Below are 15851 nucleotides of genomic sequence, written 5' to 3' on the forward strand. Positions count from 1 at the left end.
CTCCCGGCAGATCTGCCACACATCCGGCCCGACCGGCTCACCGGCCGCCCTACCCTGCATACCATCGAGTCTGAACCCAGCACCGCCACAGCGGAACCCACGCCCAACATCTTCAGCGCACTTCTAGGTCCACGCATTCCTGCCTTTACGCAGCTTGGAAGGGCTCCCCGTCTTGCAGGGTCCTTACTGGTCGAGCACACGCTGACACAGGTTCGCCAGGTCGCGCGCGGGGGCCGGAAGCGGCTTGGATGAGATTTGCTCCACCGACGTCAGGACGGTTTCTCCCCCGGGGGATGATCTGCTTCCCGAGGCCCGCGGACGAGGGCCGCGGGCCCGGTCGGTGGTCATGGTTGGCCGAACTGGTCCAGGAATGCGTGTACCTGAATGGGTGTGCGGACTTCGACGGCGTGCGGGGAGATCCGGGCCAGTTGCAGCGCGCTGGCGTACCCCGACGCGTGCCGTTTGCCTGGCGCCGGTACGCGTCTGGCCGTGACGGTGGACGCGTCCACGTCCCACAGGCTGACGCGCAGCGACAGCGAGTCCACCAGCCAGAGCTGGTAGTCGTCGCGGTGTTCGGCCAGGTAGGTGAGGTAGCGGTGGAGCATGATCGGCGCGACCGCCTCCGGTGCGCCGGACCACGATTCGAGCGCCTCCACGTGTTCGCCGGGCGCCCGGCTCCAGCCGTTGGCATGGTCCTCGGTGTATTCGACGAGGTAGGCGAAGCGCGAGCGGGCGCTCTTCCGTCCCGGCTCGCGTTTCCGGGTGGCGGCCTGGGCCGAGAGCTGCGCCCATTCGGCGATCTTGGCGTACAGGGACGCCTGCTGCCTGCCTTGGGGAGCTGCGTCGCGAGTGACGGCTTCCTCCATACGCGGCATGTTGAGCAGCGCCGCCACCCGGAAGAGCTGGTGGGGAGGGAGCAGACGGTTCCACGCGTCGGTGAGCTCGTTCGTCATGGGTCTTAGTGTGAGACGCGGGTGAACTCCGGGTCAGGCGGAAGGCAAAAGTGGCTCGATGAGAATTGGCCGCCCCGCCTCCACGCCCCGCCCCTCGCGGCGCAACCACTGCGAAACGCGATGCGACCCCGCCGCCAGACGTACCGCGGACCCAACCACGAACCGCCGGGCGAGGCTGCCCGTAGGTGGGTGGACATATCCCCTGTGCATGGATTCGCACGTCCGCCGAGGCCGGATCCTACGCTCGAGACACGAGCCCTGGACGGGACGGCCCAGCATGGAGGCGTCGTGGCAGGTACGAAGGTCCCTCCCCTGGCGAGCAGCAATCGGCGGATCATCCCGATCTGGGTGGACGGCTTCCTGGCCGTCTTCGCCGGCATCGTGTGCAGCGCGCCGCTGCTGCTCCGGCAGCCCTACCTCTACTGGGCCGCCTTCGCCTGCGGGCTCCTGCTCGTCTCCTTCTGCAATCACGCGCTCTTGCCGGTACTGGTGGGCGGGAGCATCGGCAAGCTGATCGGCGGGCTCCGACTGGTACGCACCGGCGACCTCGCCAAGCCCCGCCTCGGCCAGGCGACCAGGCGCTGGCTCTGGGGCTTCTTCTACATCCTGGTCACTCCAGTGCTGATGCTGGCCGACGGCGACATCGACCATCTGGACATAGCGGGCCTACGCATCGTCCGCAGAGCGGATCTATCCAGATAAGCGCATCGCCGGCCGACCGGCTGCCTATGATGCCGATCGTGCGATTTACCCGATTTCTTGCTGGTTTCGCCGTCGCCTGCCTCCCGTGGTCAGGGACGGCGGTGGCCCAGGCCGCCCCCGTCTCCGCCGACGACCGGGTCCTGACGGCGAACCGGCTGTACCGCGGCGGCGAGCTGCAACCGGGCCGGTGTGTGGAGCGCGGTGTCCGGCCGAACCACGTCCCCTCCGCCAAGCGGTACCTGACCGGGGTCCTGAACTGCCTGCACCAGTCCTGGGGCGCCTACTTCGAGCGGGCGGGCCTGCCCTTCGCGAAGTCGAGGATCGGTTTCATCACCAAGCCGCGCAGGTACTGCGGGCACCCGTGGGGCGCGGCGCAGGCGACGTACTGCCATCAGGAACGGCGCTTCCTCATCCTGCTGAACCGCAACGTCCTGGACGATCCATCAGACCTGTACCTGTTCGGCCTGGCCGCCCACGAATTCGGCCACCACGTGCAGAATCTCAGCGGGATCATGGACGCCTACCTGCGTAAGCCGTATCGCGACAGGCGCGAGTTGCTGGAGCAGTCGCGTCGCATCGAGCTGCAGGCCGAGTGCCTGGCAGGCGTGTTCATCGGCAGCGTCTGGGACTCGCTCGACCGCACCCCGGAGGACTGGGAGCGGCTGCTGGAGATCACCCGGATGAGTGGCGACGAGCACCGCAAGGTCCGCCACCACGGGAAGGGGCGCAACATCGCGGCCTGGCTCAAGAAGGGCTTCCTGGCCCGCTCGCCGCAGGCATGCAACACCTGGACGGCACCCGCATCCAAGGTCGCCTGACAATCCAAGCCCGGCCGAAGTCACCCGCGAAACCAGGCCCGGCCGAAGTCACCGGCCGAACCAAGCCCGGCCGAACCAGCCCGGCGGCCCCCGTACGGAGGCCGCCGGTCGGGTAGGGCGGATGCGTCAGACGCGCTTCCACAGGGCGCCCACGTTCGGCGGCTCCCAGCCGGGAAGCGCCGTGTGCGCCTGCAGGCACTCGTAGTTCACCCCGCCGTACGTCACGCGGTCCCCCGCCCGGTACGCGGTGCCCGCGCTCCACGTGCCGCCCGGCTGGGTGGACGTCGGCGTCGGGGTGGGGGTGGCGCCACCGCCGAAGTCGACGTCGGAGCAGGTGTAGAAGGCCTCGTTGCTGCCGACCACGCGCTGCCAGATCGAGTACAGGATGTGCCGGCCGCTGCGCTGCGGCAGGTTGATCGACCAGTTGGTGAACGTGGTCGGGTTCTGGTTGTTGAACGTCTTGATGTGGACCAGGTCGGACCACTTCAAGGGCATCGTCGGGTTCCAGCCCTCGCGGGTGATGTAGAACTCGAAGTTGCTGTTCCCGTGGGGGGCGGAGGCGTGGTAGGTCAGCGTGAAGTTGCCCGACTGGACCTTGGTCGCCGGCCAGTCGGCCCGCGCCAGGTCGAGCCCGCGGTACTTCTCGCGTCCCGCGCTGCAGAGCTTGCCGTCCGGGATGAGCTGGCGGTGCCGTCCGCCGGCCTCCAGCAGGGAGACCTCGTTCCAGTCGTAGTACGCCTGGGTGCCGCCGGCCGCCACGGCGGCCTTGCACGCGTCGGACTTCGGCGTCTCGGGTCCCTCGTTCTTGCAGACGTACACGCGGCTGGGCGGGTTGGACATCGTGCCGTGGGCGTTGGCCGCGGAGGCGGGCAGCAGGGCCAGCACTCCGGCGGCCGCGGCCGTCGCGGCGATCGTGGTCTTGCGCACCTCTTACTCCCTGGGGGGTGAGCGGAAATAAAAAGGAAAGCTTCCTAAGAATTAACCATTTGGGACGCCCACACAAGGGATTCGGTTCACCGAACCGACACCGGCCGGAGACCGAAGACGGAGGCGCACCCACTCGGCACGCCTCCGCCCCAGGTCAGCTCGGGTCCGACCAGATCGAGGTCAGGTCAGGGTCGAAGGGTCAGCGCAGGGTGGCGGTGAAGGTGCGGCCGTACGCGTGACGGGTGACGGCCTGGATCAAGGTCCCGCCAGGCACCCGCCGCACCGAAACCCCCTCGTCCGCCGCGTCGAGCCTGAGCGCCTTGCCGTGCACCACGACGCTGACCCGGTCACGCTTCATCGTCGGGTCGGACAGTGCGACGACCGTCCGCTCGCCCTGGCGCACGATGACCGAGGCCGGCCCGTCGATGAGCAGCCGCCCGGCGTGCCGCGGGCCGCCGGCGAACACGTTGGCCGCGATGATCCCCAGCGTCTCGTGCTTGATCGCCTGCACATTTCGGTTGTTCACCAGCACGGTCAGCGGCCCGTTCGCGTAGCCGCGCAGCCGGGCCTCGGTCGCGTTCGGCACCAGGGCGTAGGCGAGGGCGGTCACGTCACCGGCGGCGGGGTGGGCGATCGAGGCCGTGAAGACGTTCTTGGTCACGCCGGTGTCCGGGTTGGACGTGCGCACCACCCGGCGGCTGCGGGTCACCGTCTCCAGCGCGGCGGTGACGGGCTGCCTGGTGAGGAACGCGTACCCGATCGCGGTGCCGCGGGTGCCGTTGGCGTAACGCAGCCAGCGCGGCGGCGCAGACGCGCCGGACTGCCAGCCGCCGCCGTCCCAGCTCTCGCCGGTGAGCGCGACCGCGTCGCCGGGGTTGGCGATGCGGCTGTCCACCGTGGTCACCGCGTCGCGTCCGCCCTGGCCTGAGACGTCCGCGGCGAGCACCACGATCTCGTCGTCGAGCATGAACCACGACTTGGTCGCGCCGGCGTTGCGATAGGCGACGAAGTCGTCGGGCAGGATGCCCGCCTGCTTGGCGGTGTAGGCGGCGTCGTCGGACAGCACCAGGCCGGCCGCGCCGTACGCGCCGAGCGTCGCGCCGCCGGAGAAGGCGTTCCCGGCGCGGGGGAAGTACACGTAGGTGTTCTGCGACTGCGAGGAGGAGGTGAAGTTCAGCGGGTGGCCCGGGTTCTCGTACCAGAACCGGCCGTACAGGTCGGGCACCGTCCGCCGCTCCTCCACCGGCGCGGTGACCCCGGCCAGCCGGTACGGCGAGACCGTCGTGTAGTAGTCGACGCCGAAGACCTCGCGCTGGTCCTCGCCGGCCAGGTAGAGGTAGTACGCGCCGTCGCCCTGGAACCAGGGCATCAGGTTCTCGCCGTTCATGTACTCGTACTTGCTGATCCGCTCGGAGCTGCGGGCCAGCGCGAAGGCGTAGCCGGGACGCCGGTGCACGGTCCGGTCCATGGCGTTGAACGCGACACACCGCTCGGCCGGGTTCAGGTCGGCGGCCGGGATGGCGGCGTCGGCGCGGATCGCCGCGTACCTGGCGATGCTGACAGGAGAGACGAAGGCGGCCGAGTCGGCGGCGGGCAGGAACTTGACGTACTTCTTCAGCGCCAGCGCGGCGCCGGCCTCGACGTGGTCGGCCAGGTCCGCGACCGCCTCCGCGATCACGGCGACGTCGGCGTAGCCGGTGTTGGTGCGTGAGACCGCCCGGCCCTTGACGATCTCCATCATCCAGCCCTCGAAGATCAGCGGGGCGAAGCCGTCGGCGATCCAGCGGTAGACCACCCCGGGCAGGTCGCCGGCGGTGGTGGTCACCCCTTCGAGGGTCTTGAGCGTCTGCACGACGCGGGTCAGCAGGATGCGTCCGTAGGAGCCGGTGTAGGCGACCGAGTGGTGCTGGATGAAGGAGCCGTCGGGGTAGTAGCCGTCGGTGTTGCCGTGCTGCAGCCGGTACGGGTCGATGGTGGCGAACACGGTCGCCTGGTCGGCGATGGCCTTGCCGACGCGGGCGTCGTCCTGGGTGATCGCGCCCTGCAGGATGCGGTTGGCGGTGATGTCGGCCAGGTTCGCCCCGGTGTGGAAGCGGGAGTCGAGGTCGACGTCGCCGTTCTTGCCGTTGCGCAGGTAGGCGTCCATCGAGGCGAGGTACGCCGCCGCGAGCCCTTCTGGCAACCGGTCGGCCAGGAAGGCCAGCGTCCTGCTGACGTGGGTGGGGATGCCGATCTCCCAGTTGTGCCAGTTGCCGTAGTAGCCGCGTGACTGGTCGGCGAAGTAGCGCTCGTGCAGCCACCGCAGCCCGTCGGTCACCCGCTGCTGGACGGCGGTGTCGCCGTCCAGCTCGCCGCCGGGGACGCGGGTGGCCAGCGCGATCTCGTACAGGTACTGGTAGGCCAGGCGCAGGTTCACGTCGTCGGTGCCGAGCTTCAGCCCGGCGAACAGCTCGCCGTCGCCCGCCTGGTCCATGGCGGTCAGCCGCTGCCGCGCGGTGCGTGCGACGGCCGCGAGCTTGCCCGCCACCTCGGGCCTGGCATTGACGTCCGGGGTGCCGGCGAAGATGGCCACGGTGTTGGCGATCAGCCGGGCGTGATCGACTCCGGCGGCGACGGGCGCGGAAGCGGCCGCGGCGGCGGGGAACGGGGTGGCCGCGGCGAGCAGGCCGGCGGCGGGGAACAGGGTGAGGACCTGGCGTCGGGAAAGGTGCGGCACAGCGGGCTCCAGGGGGCGTTGGAGGGTATGCCGAGCTCACGTTACTTGATATTTTTCACCCGGCCCAGAACCACGAAAAATCTTTTCATCCCCCTGGATCGGCCTGCACTTCCGGCCCATGGACCGGGTCGAGCGGCGGCCAGGGACCCGGTGCTGTCCCTGGCCGGGGTCTTCGCCGGTGGTCGCTACTTGGCGCAGATGGCGGCGTCGAAGGCTGCGAACAGGTGCTCGCGCTGCTTGGGTGTCGCCGCCAAGCCCGTGACGTAGACCGTGGCCGTGCGACCGGCGCGGTCACGGCCGCTGATCACCGACGCGCCCGGCATGTCGCCCCCGTGGAACCAGGCGTATCCGCAGCTCAGCTTGGCCCTGGCGACGCCCTTGCCGTAACGCGAGCCGGCGGGCCAGCCGTCCTGCTTGATCGGCACCGTCCGGCCGGCCAGTTCGCTCAGCGGGGCCCGGTTCCAGAACCGGTTCAGGTCCGCGGGCGTGGAGATGAGCCCGCCGCTGGCGCCGAACAGGTAGGTGGGCAACTGGTCGGTCAGGTCCACCTCGCCGGCTTCAGGGCTGGCGGGGCTCACGCCGTAGGTGCGGGCGTGCGGGCCACGCAGGCCGTTGTCGCCCTTCGCCGGCCAGTAAGAATCACGCATCCCGTACGGCTTGAGCACCAGCTCCGCGCTCGCCCGGCGGAAGTCCTTGCCCGTCACGGCCTGCACGATCATGCCCAGGACCAGGTAGTTCGTGTTGGCGTAGGCGAACTCGCCACGGCGCGTGGGCGTGCGGGCGAGCGCCACCTTCAGGAAGTCGGGGTAGGGCTCCTTCCACGCCACCACGTCGGTGTACTCGCGCAGGCCGCTGGTCTGCTGGAGCAACATCCTGACGGTGATCCGGCGGCCGTCGGTGCCGGCTCCGTCGCCGGTGCCGCGCACCACGCCGGGCAGGTATCGCTCGACCGGCGCGTCCAGGTCGATCCTGCCGCGCTCGGCCAGGCGCACCACGGTGGCCGCCAGGATCGGCTTGGTCATGCTGGCGACCCTGAACCGGCCCTCGGGGCCGACCATCGGCGCCCCGGTCGACCGGTCGGACGTGCCCGAGGCCAGCGTCGTGGTGACGCCGTCGGCATCGCGGACGTGGCCGAGCGCGCCCGCCATCCCGTCCTCGCTGGTCAGCCGGTCGAGCCGGGACTGCAATCCGGACGCGTCCGAGGCGACGGACGGGTCCGTGGCGGCGAAGGCGGGGGCCACCGGGGCGAGGACGGCGAGGGCCAGCGCGCCGGTCACGAGGCAAGCGGTAACTTTCTTCATGCCTCAACTCTGTCGATCAGGCGGCGCGGAAACAGTCACGCACGCACCTCTCCGATAGGGGGGCTGTCCCTACCACCTAGGTCCACCCCCGCTGCGTCGAACGGCCACCATCCGAGCGGAGACCAGAGCGACTGAGGCACTGATCGGCTTTTGTCGCCGCCCATTGCTATAGATGACGACATCCGCTGACATTCCGCAGGAACGAGTCATTCCCATGGCATTAGCGATATTCCGCGATGAAACCGCGACGGGCCGCGCGCTGGACGAATTCTCCCTGCCCGGCCTCCCCGACCGGATCACCGCTCGCGAGCTGATGCGGCTGCGCGTCAGAGAGGAGGTCGCCCGTTACAACGCCGCCCCTTCGCACCATTTCCGCGGCCTGGTCAAGCCCACGGACGCCGAGAGCGAGCTCAACGGCTACCGCATGCGCACCACCCGCAAGCTGGACTGGGAGAGGCAGGCCGACGCCGCGGAAGCCGCCTTCGCCCGCAACGGCTTCCTGCTGCTCGTCGGCGACCGGCAGATCACCGACCTCGACCTGGAGATCGACCTGACGCTCGACCCCGTGGTGTCGTTCGTCAAGCTCGTCCCGCTGGTCGGCGGCTGAGGTGGGCGTGCTCGACGGCCTGCCGGACGGGCCGCGCGCCTGGCTGGACGAGCTCGACCAGCACACGCTGGAGGTGTTCGGCCGGCTCGACGCCACGCTCGTCCACGAGCAGGGCCGTTACCGCTACCCCGACGACGCGCTGCTGAAGCGGCTGAGCCGGGACTGGGGCGACGCCGAGTGGCGGGCGATGTCGCTGTGGGCGCAACTGCTCATGTGGGCCACCGACGGCAGCACCCTCGTCTCCACCCTGCCGACGAACCTGGCGCAACGCCGGCCGCACTGGCCGCCGCGGCAGCTCGACCTGCTGTGGCGCACCGCGCTCGGCTTCGGCGAGCAACAGACCGACCTGCTCTACCGCATCCCGATCTCGGCCGTGAAACACCTGCCCGCCGCCGCGCGTGAGCCGCTGCTCCCCCTGCTCCGCGAGGCGCAGCGGCAGCTCGTCGCCATGCCTCTGTCGATCCACTGGCAGGCCCGGCGCGTCCTGGACGACCTCCTGGCCGAGCATCCCACGGACGATCCCGCCGACGCGGTCCGCTCGCTGGTGCCGGAAGGGGGCGGTTTCGCCGCGATCCTGCGCGAGGAGTACGGCGCCAGGCTCGGCCGGCCCGACACGGTCCCGATCCTGCGGCACTGGGCCGCCGCCACCACGGCCAACCCCACCCCGGCCTGGACGGCCAGGGCCGCGGAACTGCTCACCCCGGACGCGGTCGGGTTGCTGCGCGAGGTGCTCGGCCGGGTGCCGACCCACCGCGAAGGCCTGATGCACGACGGCTACCGCGACGTCCTGCTCTATCTCCACGAGCGCACCGCCCAGCTGCTGCGCGGCATGATCTGGACCTGCGAGCATCTCGACGAGCCGTGGGTCACCGGCCTGCTCGGCGACCTCGCCGTGGCCACCGGCACCGGGATCGGCGGCTCGGGCGCCAACTCCCGCAGCGAGCTGCTGGCCAACGCCGCGCTCGGCGTGCTCGGCCGGCGCGGCGGCCTGGCGGCCGTCCCCCAGCTCGCCCGCGTGCAGGCCAAGGTGCGCAAGAAGAGCATCCTGACCAAGGTCGCGCGCACCCTCGACGCGATCGCGGCGCAGACCGGGCTGTCGGCGGAACAGCTGCTGGAACGTACCGTCCCCACCTTCGGTTTCGGCCCGGACGGCACCCGCGCCGAAGCCGGGCTGCGCCTGTCGCTGGACGGCGTCATCACCTACGACGGACGCAAGGCCATCCCCAAGACCGTGGACAGGCGGCTGCTGGCCGAGTTCCGGGCGACGGCCAAGGAGCTGAGGAAGGCGGTGCCCGCCGAGCGGTTCAGGATCGAGCGCGCGCTGGCCACCGAACGCGTCTGGCAGTGGCGCGACGTGTGCGAGTTCTACCTCGACCACCCGGTCACCGGCGCCTTCGGCCGCGCCCTGATCTGGACGGTCGAGCAGGGCCCGGCCGGGCTGCCGGTCCAGGTGGACGGCGCGTGGGAGCTGGCCGGCCACGACGGCCGCCGCGTCAGGCCGGAGCCCGATGCGGCCGTGCGCCTGTGGCACCCGATCGCGCACCCGGCCGGCGAGGTGCGGGCCTGGCGCGACCACCTGATGGAGCTCGGCCTGCGCCAGCCGTTCAAGCAGGCCTTCCGCGAGGTTTACCTGCTCACCCCGGCCGAGGAGGAGACCCGCGACCATTCGCAGCGCTTCGCCCGCCACCTGCTCAGGTACGGCCAGGCCAAGGCGCTGCTGACCGAGCGCGGCTGGACCGGCATGTCGATGGGCTGGTGGCACGGGGAGAGCGGGTCGGACCAGTGCGAGACCGTCAAGGCGCTGCCCGGCGGGCTGACCGCGTCCTGGCTCTTCCACCTGGACGCGGAGACGCTCGAACGCGACGGCTACAGCGGCACGGCCTCCGTCTGCGTCAGCGAGGAGCTGCGGATACTCGACGCGGACGGCCGGCCGGTGCCGCTGTGCGACGTGCCGCCGCTCGCCCTGTCGGAGACGCTGCGCGACGCCGACCTGGCCGTGGGCGTCACCTCGATCGGGCTGGACCCGGAAGGGCACGGCGAGTACTGGCGGTCCTTCGGCTTCGGCGACCTGAGCGAGTCGGCCCGGGTGCGCCGCGACGCCCTGGCCGGGCTGCTGCCCCGGCTGGCGATCGCCGGACGGTGCACGCTGACCGACCGGTTCCTGCGGGTCCAGGGTGAGCTGCGGGCGTACAAGATCCATCTCGGGTCGGGCAACGTCCTCATGGAGCCCAACGACGCCTACCTGTGCATCGTCACGCGGGGGTCGGGCGACCGGGTCTTCCTGCCCTTCGAGCAGGACGGCGGCATGTTGTCGGTCATCTTGTCGAAGGCGTTCCTGCTGGCCGCGGACACGAAGATCACCGACCCGTCGATCACCCGGCAGATCGCGTCGTAGTCACGCCGTTCCCGACGTCGCGCGTCTTGGATCCTTGGCGGCGCTTGACGGCTAACGCTGTTAGCCTTACTGTGAAGCTAACAGCGTTAGCCACTCGCTCGACGGAGGTTCCGATGTCCGCAGTCACCGTTCCCGCCCGCCGCCGCGTCGTCTCCCGTACCGCCTGGGCCGCCCTGGCGATCTTCCTGCTCGCGTTCGTCGTGCTGGAGGTCGTCAACCACGGCGCTCCCGCGCTGATCAGCGCGATACTGTTCGTGATCGTGCCCGACCTGACGCTGTTCATCGGGGCGAGCGAGGGCGGCAACGGCCGCCTGTCGCCCCGCGCCGTGCCGTTCTACAACTTCATGCACCGGCCCTGGATCCCGCTGGCGATCCTGGTCGGCTACTCGTTCGGGCCGATCGACTGGGTGCCGCTGTTCGTGATGGGCCTCGCCTGGCTGCTGCACGTCGCCGCCGACCGCGCCTTCGGCTACGGGCTGCGCAACCGCGACGGGTCGCGCGATGTCTGAGCGGGCCGCGCAGATCGTCCAGGCGGCGCGGGAGCTGATCGAGGAGGGCGGCGCGGACGCGCTGACCATGCGCGCACTCGCCGACCGGCTCGGGATCAGGGCGCCGTCGCTGTACAAGCACTTCCCCGACAAGGCCGCCGTCGAGGCGCGGCTGATCGGGATCGCGATGACCGAGCTGGCCGAGGCGCTCGAGGCCGCGCGGCCGCCAGGCGACCTGCTCGCGCTCGGCCTGGCCTACCGGAACTACGCGCTGACCTGCCCGCACCTGTACCGGCTGATGAGCAACGGGCCGCTGCCTCGCGAACAGCTCCCCGCCGGGGTCGAGGAGCGGGCGGCCATGCCGCTGGTGCGCACGGTCGGGTTCGACGAGGCGCTGTCGCGGGCCGTCTGGGCCTTCGCGCACGGCATGGTGACACTCGAACTCGACGCCCGCTTCCCGCCCGGCGCCGACCTCGACCCCGCCTGGAAGGCCGGGATGCGGGCCTTCACCCGGGAGATCTGAGCCTTCGCTCCTTCAGGTGCATCAGGATGTCGTTCTCGGCCCACAACACGAAACGCTCCACCGGCACCACCTGATGGCCCGCGACCGGCTCGAAGCGGAACCTCTTGAGCAGCACCGCGAGCACCAGCTCGGCCTCGACCATGGCCAGGCTCGCCCCCTCGCAACTGCGCGGCCCCAGCCCGAACGGCACGAACGCGTGCCGCGCCCGCCCGGCCTGCCGCTCCGGGGAGAACCTCTCGGGGACGAACGCCCGCGGTTCGGGCCAGTAACGCGGATTCAGGTGCACGGCCCAGAACGGATAGAAGATCGTGGTCCCCGCCGGGATGTGGTACTCGCCCAGCTTGAGGTCCTCGGTGGTCTCGCGGGCGCCGTACGGGCCCGGCGGGTAGAGCCGCATCGACTCCTTGAGCGCCATGTCCAGGCGCGTCAGGCGTTTCAGGTCCGAGTACGCCGGCGCGGCGCGCTCGCCCAGGATCCCGTCCAGCTCCGCGACCACCCGCGTGGCGGCCTCGGGGTGAGCGGCCAGCAGGTGCAGGGTCCACGAGACGGCGACTCCGGTCGTGTGATGCGCGGCCAGCATGATCATCAGGACCGTGTCCCTGATGCGGGCCGGGCTCAGTCCGGCCAGGACCAGCGCGGCGACCAGGTCGCTGCCGCCGCCGGTCAGCACGCCGTCCACCACCTCGCGCAGGTACGCCAGCGCCCGCTCGGCCTCCGACAGGTCGTCGCCGCGCGCGTAGAGCCGCCCCAGATAGCCGGTCAGCACGGTCTCGAACGCGCGCACCACCCTGACCGGGTCGTCGACGCCGCCGCCGAGCGCGTAGTGGCAGATCATCCGCAGCGACAGCTCGCTCAGATCGTGTTGCAGCTCGACCGGCCCGGCCGCGGCCCGCGCCGCCCACCGGTCGGCCAGGTCGGTGGCCAGCGCGGTGAACTCGGCGAAGTGCGCCTCGTGCGAACGCCGTCCGGCCAGCACGGACAGCAGGGCCCGGCGCAGCGGCGCGTGCTCGGCGGCCGGCAGGGTCTGCAGGTTGCCCGCCTCGCACAGCGGGGCCAGGAACTCGAACAGCTTGTCCGGCCGCTCGTTGATCGCGGCCGTCGCCTCCAGCAGGACGGGGTCGGCCACCGAGACCGCGTCCCGGGCGCCCGGCAGCTGGAAGCGCACCACCGGCCCGTACCGTTCGTGCAGGTCGAGCTGGTAGGTGTGCAGGCCGCCCGCGGCGGCGATGTCGCTCAGCCCGCCGTCTGGCCGGGCCGGGGGTCCTGGGATGTCGCGCACCTCGCCACGGTCTCCCGGCCGCGCGCCCTTGGCAAGCCTCGCCCGCCCGGGGTGGCGGGCGAGGCCGGAGTGTCAGCCGAGGTGGGAGGCCGTCCAGCAGTCGGGCGCACCCTGCTTGCCGCAGCCGGCCAGCGCGTCGAGCACCCGGGACAGCTCGGCCGTGCGGGCGTGTCCTGGGACGTTGGTCATCTGGTGCGGGTCGGCCACCGTGTCGTAGTACTCGGGCTGCTCGACGCCCTGGTACTCGACGTAGAGGTCACCGGCCGTGCGCACGGCGGCGTAGCTGGGCGGCTGGGCGTTGCCGGCGCCCGGGTCGTCGGCGTCCGGGTCAGGGCCGCCGGGCGCGTCCGGGTTCGGCCTGACGTGCTCGATCAGCGCCGCGTCCCGCCAGTCCTTGACCTTGTGCCCCTGGATGAGCGGCAGCAGGCTGCGGCCGTCACGGCTGTCACGGGTGGCGGCGTCGACGCCGGCCATGTCGAGGAAGGTGGCGAACAGGTCCACGTTCTGGGCGATGGCGCCGGTCACCAGGTCGCCGTGCCGTCCCGCGGCGGGCCGCTTGACCAGCAGCGGCACCCGTACGTCGTGGTCGTAGGCGGTGGACTTGCCGCGCAGCAGCCGGTGCTGGCCGAGGTGGAAGCCGTTGTCGCTGGTGAACACCACGTACGTGGAGCGGCGTTCGGCCGGGGTGAGCGCGGACATGACCCGTCCGACCATGTCGTCGATCGACTGGACCATGCGGATGCGGTCGCGGAAGTCCTTGCGCAGTTCCTTGACCAGCTTGGGGCCGATCGGCGCGCGCCGCACCCAGGCCGGCTTGTCCGAGGTGTCCTCGTTGAACGCGGGCAGCTTGGCCACGTCGATGTCGAGGCAGTCGGGCCCGCCGCAGTCGCCGTGCGGGAACTGCCCGGCCGGCCACTGGGTCTTCGGCCGGTCACGGCGCGCCGGCGGGAAGCGCGGCTCCTTGTCGCCCGGCTTGGCGCCGATCCTGGAGTGCGGCGAGAACGGCGAGACCTGCAGGAAGAACGGCTTGCCCGGGGCGTGCGCGCGGGAGCGGGCGAGGAAGTCGACCGCCCGTTCACCGAGCTCGTCCACCAGGTACGTGCCGTCGGACGAGTCGAGCGGCTTCTCCTCCGCCGTCTCCTCCTTGATGTAGCGCGTGAGCTGGTACCTGAACTCGTTGTATCCGCCGCCGGCGGCCACGTGCCATTCGTCCCAGCCGGGCGGCACCTGGTATCCGGCGGGCACCGGGTATTCGTTGATGTACTTGCCGAGGTAGCCCGTCCGGTAGCCGGCCCGGTCCAGCGCGACGGCGTACGTCCTGTCCTCGTGCGGCTGGAACGCCCGGTAGCCGCCGCCGTCGGAGCCCTTGTTCGTGGCGACGCCGGTGTTGTGCGGGAACTGGCCGGTGAACATCGAGGCCCGTGACGGGCAGCAGAGCGAGTTGGACACGTAGTAGTCGGTGAACCTGGTGCCGTCCTTGGCCAGGCCGCTGACCGTGTCCATGTACTGCAGCAGTTCCGCCGACAGGTCGTCGACCAGGAAGAAGATGATGTTCGGCGGCTTCGGCTTGGCGACGGCGCCCGCGCCCGCACTCGCCCCCGAACCCGCGCTCGCGCCGGTCCCCGCGCCCGCCTGGGACGCCATGGCCAGGCTCACCAGGACGGCGACCGCGACCGCCGCCACCTTCCGGATATTTCCGACAATTGACATGACTTCGCCCTTTACCGGGATCAAGGTTGCGACGAAGGCTAATCTCTGGGAATACCGCCTATCAATTGATTCCCCCTCCAAGGTTGCTGGCAATGCGGATCGCCGTATTACCCGTTGCGGACGTGCGGTAGAGGAAATCACCCCGGCGTACGAGAAAAACCCATCCTCTGGTGAACCATTCGTTTGCCGCGATCCGGTACGGCTTGCGACCATGTGACTACAGAAGTGGGACCACCCCCTCTCCGGGTCCCCCTCCGACTACCGGCGAAGGCAGAGAAACGTGGACGTAGAGGCGGAGATTCTCCAGCTGAAACTCCGTACGGCGGATCTCGAGACGGCGACCAGGTGCGGCGGTGGCGACGAGCACGGGCAGCGATGCCCGCACGGCGCGATTCTGGCCGAGATCTCCCTGCGCCTGCACAGCCTGCAGGCGGATCTCACGGCGACGGCGATCGGCATCATCGAGGCGCGGGCCGACGTCGCCGACATCAAGATCGACCTGGACCGTGACCTCGCGGCCCTGGGCATCGAGCACGCGGGCCTGCGCGCGCAGCTGCACGAGAACGCCAAGGCCGCCAGGTCGGACCTGGCGAAGAGGTTCGACTCGCTGCGCTGCGAGATGATCGAACTGGGTCTCAGGCTCGACCGGCTGGACGACGACGAAGTCCCAGGGCCCGGAGGCTGACCCATGCCAAACTCTCCCCCCCTCCGGTTCAAACAGCCTTGGGCGAGCACCCCCGATCGACCCGGCACCGGCTCCACATCCGCGCCCAGCAGCCAGCAACCGCCACTTGGCAAGCCTCTGACCTGCAATAACGCTTACCGCTCAGGGCTCAATATCCGCAGAATCGATAGTTTCAACGCTGATCACCGTGGTTACTATCTGTAGCGGTAATGTCGCTTATAGTGAATGGACAGGGGTAATGCGACGTCTCACCGCTGCACTCATCTCCGCCGCCGCCATCGGCGCCTTCTCTCTCGGCACGGCCTCCGTGGCCTCCGCCGATCCCGAGACCGACGCGATCGCCGCCGCTGAAGCCACCGCCGTCGGCGGCGTCGGCGCGGAGGCCGACGTCGACGCCGGTCTCGCGGGCGCCGACGCCTCGATCACCGCCAACTACCGGTACGTCTCGTACCTGCGCTGCCGCCTCGGCGGTGGCCGGGTGATCTGGAACTGGCGGAGCCCGACCCGTCTCAGCTGCTGGGGCGGCGTCTACCACGGCGCCTGGGTCTACCGGTTCCACCGTTGATCCTGGTGATCAGCGGCTAGGCACCGGCCCGCCCAGCGGGGCGGGACGTGCCACTGGCGCGAACACGGCCGGGTTCCGCGCGGTCTGATCACTTTTCTGCCGCGCGGGGCATGGGCGTTCACTGGGGGTCAGGTCGTCTGGGGTCACCTGGACGACCTGGCCTTTCGCCGTTTCATCAGCAG

At 70.5% G+C, this 15851-nt stretch carries 14 protein-coding genes; 8 read left to right on the plus strand and 6 right to left on the minus strand.

Annotated features, from left to right (window positions below; genetic code table 11):
* Nucleotides 1-344 precede the first annotated feature (344 nt).
* Entirely contained in the window at nt 345-953 is a 609-nt protein-coding gene (locus HII36_RS33495; protein ID WP_173527311.1) for a hypothetical protein, read from the minus strand.
* 288 nt (nt 954-1241) lie between these two features.
* Here HII36_RS33495 and HII36_RS33500 point away from each other — a divergent pair, with 288 nt between their 5' ends.
* Both HII36_RS33500 and HII36_RS33505 read left to right on the plus strand, forming a co-directional pair.
* Entirely contained in the window at nt 1242-1655 is a 414-nt protein-coding gene (locus HII36_RS33500) for an RDD family protein (RefSeq protein WP_173527312.1), read from the plus strand.
* 38 nt (nt 1656-1693) lie between these two features.
* Nucleotides 1694-2473 carry a neutral zinc metallopeptidase gene (locus tag HII36_RS33505; protein ID WP_173527313.1) on the plus strand — a complete coding sequence of 260 codons (780 nt, stop codon included), beginning with the start codon at nt 1694-1696 and terminating at the stop codon, nt 2471-2473.
* A 126-nt stretch (nt 2474-2599) separates the two neighbouring features.
* Here the strand turns inward: HII36_RS33505 and HII36_RS33510 are convergent, their stop codons facing one another.
* The 3 genes from HII36_RS33510 to HII36_RS33520 all read right to left on the minus strand — a co-directional run bounded on the left by HII36_RS33510 (nt 2600) and on the right by HII36_RS33520 (nt 7417).
* Nucleotides 2600-3400: a lytic polysaccharide monooxygenase gene (locus HII36_RS33510; RefSeq protein WP_328808003.1), complete on the minus strand. Its 801-nt coding sequence runs from the start codon at nt 3398-3400 to the stop codon at nt 2600-2602.
* 199 nt (nt 3401-3599) lie between these two features.
* Nucleotides 3600-6116 (minus strand): polysaccharide lyase family 8 super-sandwich domain-containing protein, encoded by a 2517-nt coding sequence (locus tag HII36_RS33515; protein WP_173527314.1) that lies wholly within the window; start codon nt 6114-6116, stop codon nt 3600-3602.
* Between the two features lie 185 nt (nt 6117-6301).
* Nucleotides 6302-7417 carry a serine hydrolase domain-containing protein gene (locus HII36_RS33520; RefSeq protein WP_173527315.1) on the minus strand — a complete coding sequence of 372 codons (1116 nt, stop codon included), beginning with the start codon at nt 7415-7417 and terminating at the stop codon, nt 6302-6304.
* 214 nt (nt 7418-7631) lie between these two features.
* Between HII36_RS33520 and HII36_RS33525 the strand changes: the two genes are divergently transcribed.
* The 4 genes from HII36_RS33525 (at nt 7632) to HII36_RS33540 (ending at nt 11430) form a co-directional block, all read left to right on the plus strand.
* Nucleotides 7632-8024, plus strand: a complete 393-nt coding sequence (locus HII36_RS33525) for a hypothetical protein (protein ID WP_173527316.1) — start codon at nt 7632-7634, stop codon at nt 8022-8024.
* A gap of 7 nt (nt 8025-8031) precedes the next feature.
* Complete coding sequence (locus tag HII36_RS33530; protein ID WP_173527317.1) at nt 8032-10419, plus strand: DUF4132 domain-containing protein; 2388 nt, start codon at nt 8032-8034, stop codon at nt 10417-10419.
* Between the two features lie 113 nt (nt 10420-10532).
* Nucleotides 10533-10928 (plus strand): DUF4260 family protein, encoded by a 396-nt coding sequence (locus tag HII36_RS33535; RefSeq protein WP_173527318.1) that lies wholly within the window; start codon nt 10533-10535, stop codon nt 10926-10928.
* Entirely contained in the window at nt 10921-11430 is a 510-nt protein-coding gene (locus tag HII36_RS33540) for a TetR/AcrR family transcriptional regulator (RefSeq protein WP_173527319.1), read from the plus strand. The genes HII36_RS33535 and HII36_RS33540 overlap by 8 nt, the downstream gene beginning before the upstream one ends.
* On the opposite strand, the gene HII36_RS57040 is transcribed toward HII36_RS33540, so the two are convergent.
* The gene (locus tag HII36_RS57040; protein ID WP_173527320.1) at nt 11414-12709 is read right to left on the minus strand and encodes a cytochrome P450; all 1296 of its coding nucleotides are present in this window, start codon (nt 12707-12709) and stop codon (nt 11414-11416) included. The genes HII36_RS33540 and HII36_RS57040 overlap by 17 nt on opposite strands.
* A gap of 72 nt (nt 12710-12781) precedes the next feature.
* A complete protein-coding gene (locus HII36_RS33550; RefSeq protein ID WP_173527321.1) occupies nt 12782-14392 on the minus strand; it encodes a sulfatase family protein in 1611 nt (536 codons plus the stop codon).
* A 307-nt stretch (nt 14393-14699) separates the two neighbouring features.
* Here HII36_RS33550 and HII36_RS33555 point away from each other — a divergent pair, with 307 nt between their 5' ends.
* Both HII36_RS33555 and HII36_RS33560 read left to right on the plus strand, forming a co-directional pair.
* Nucleotides 14700-15104, plus strand: a complete 405-nt coding sequence (locus HII36_RS33555) for a hypothetical protein (protein ID WP_173527322.1) — start codon at nt 14700-14702, stop codon at nt 15102-15104.
* A gap of 238 nt (nt 15105-15342) precedes the next feature.
* Nucleotides 15343-15669, plus strand: coding sequence for a hypothetical protein (locus HII36_RS33560; RefSeq protein WP_173527323.1), 327 nt, complete (start codon nt 15343-15345; stop codon nt 15667-15669).
* Nucleotides 15670-15851: the final 182 nt, after the last annotated feature.

The sequence above is a fragment of the Nonomuraea antri genome (assembly GCF_013283785.1).
Lineage (GTDB): Bacteria > Actinomycetota > Actinomycetes > Streptosporangiales > Streptosporangiaceae > Nonomuraea > Nonomuraea antri.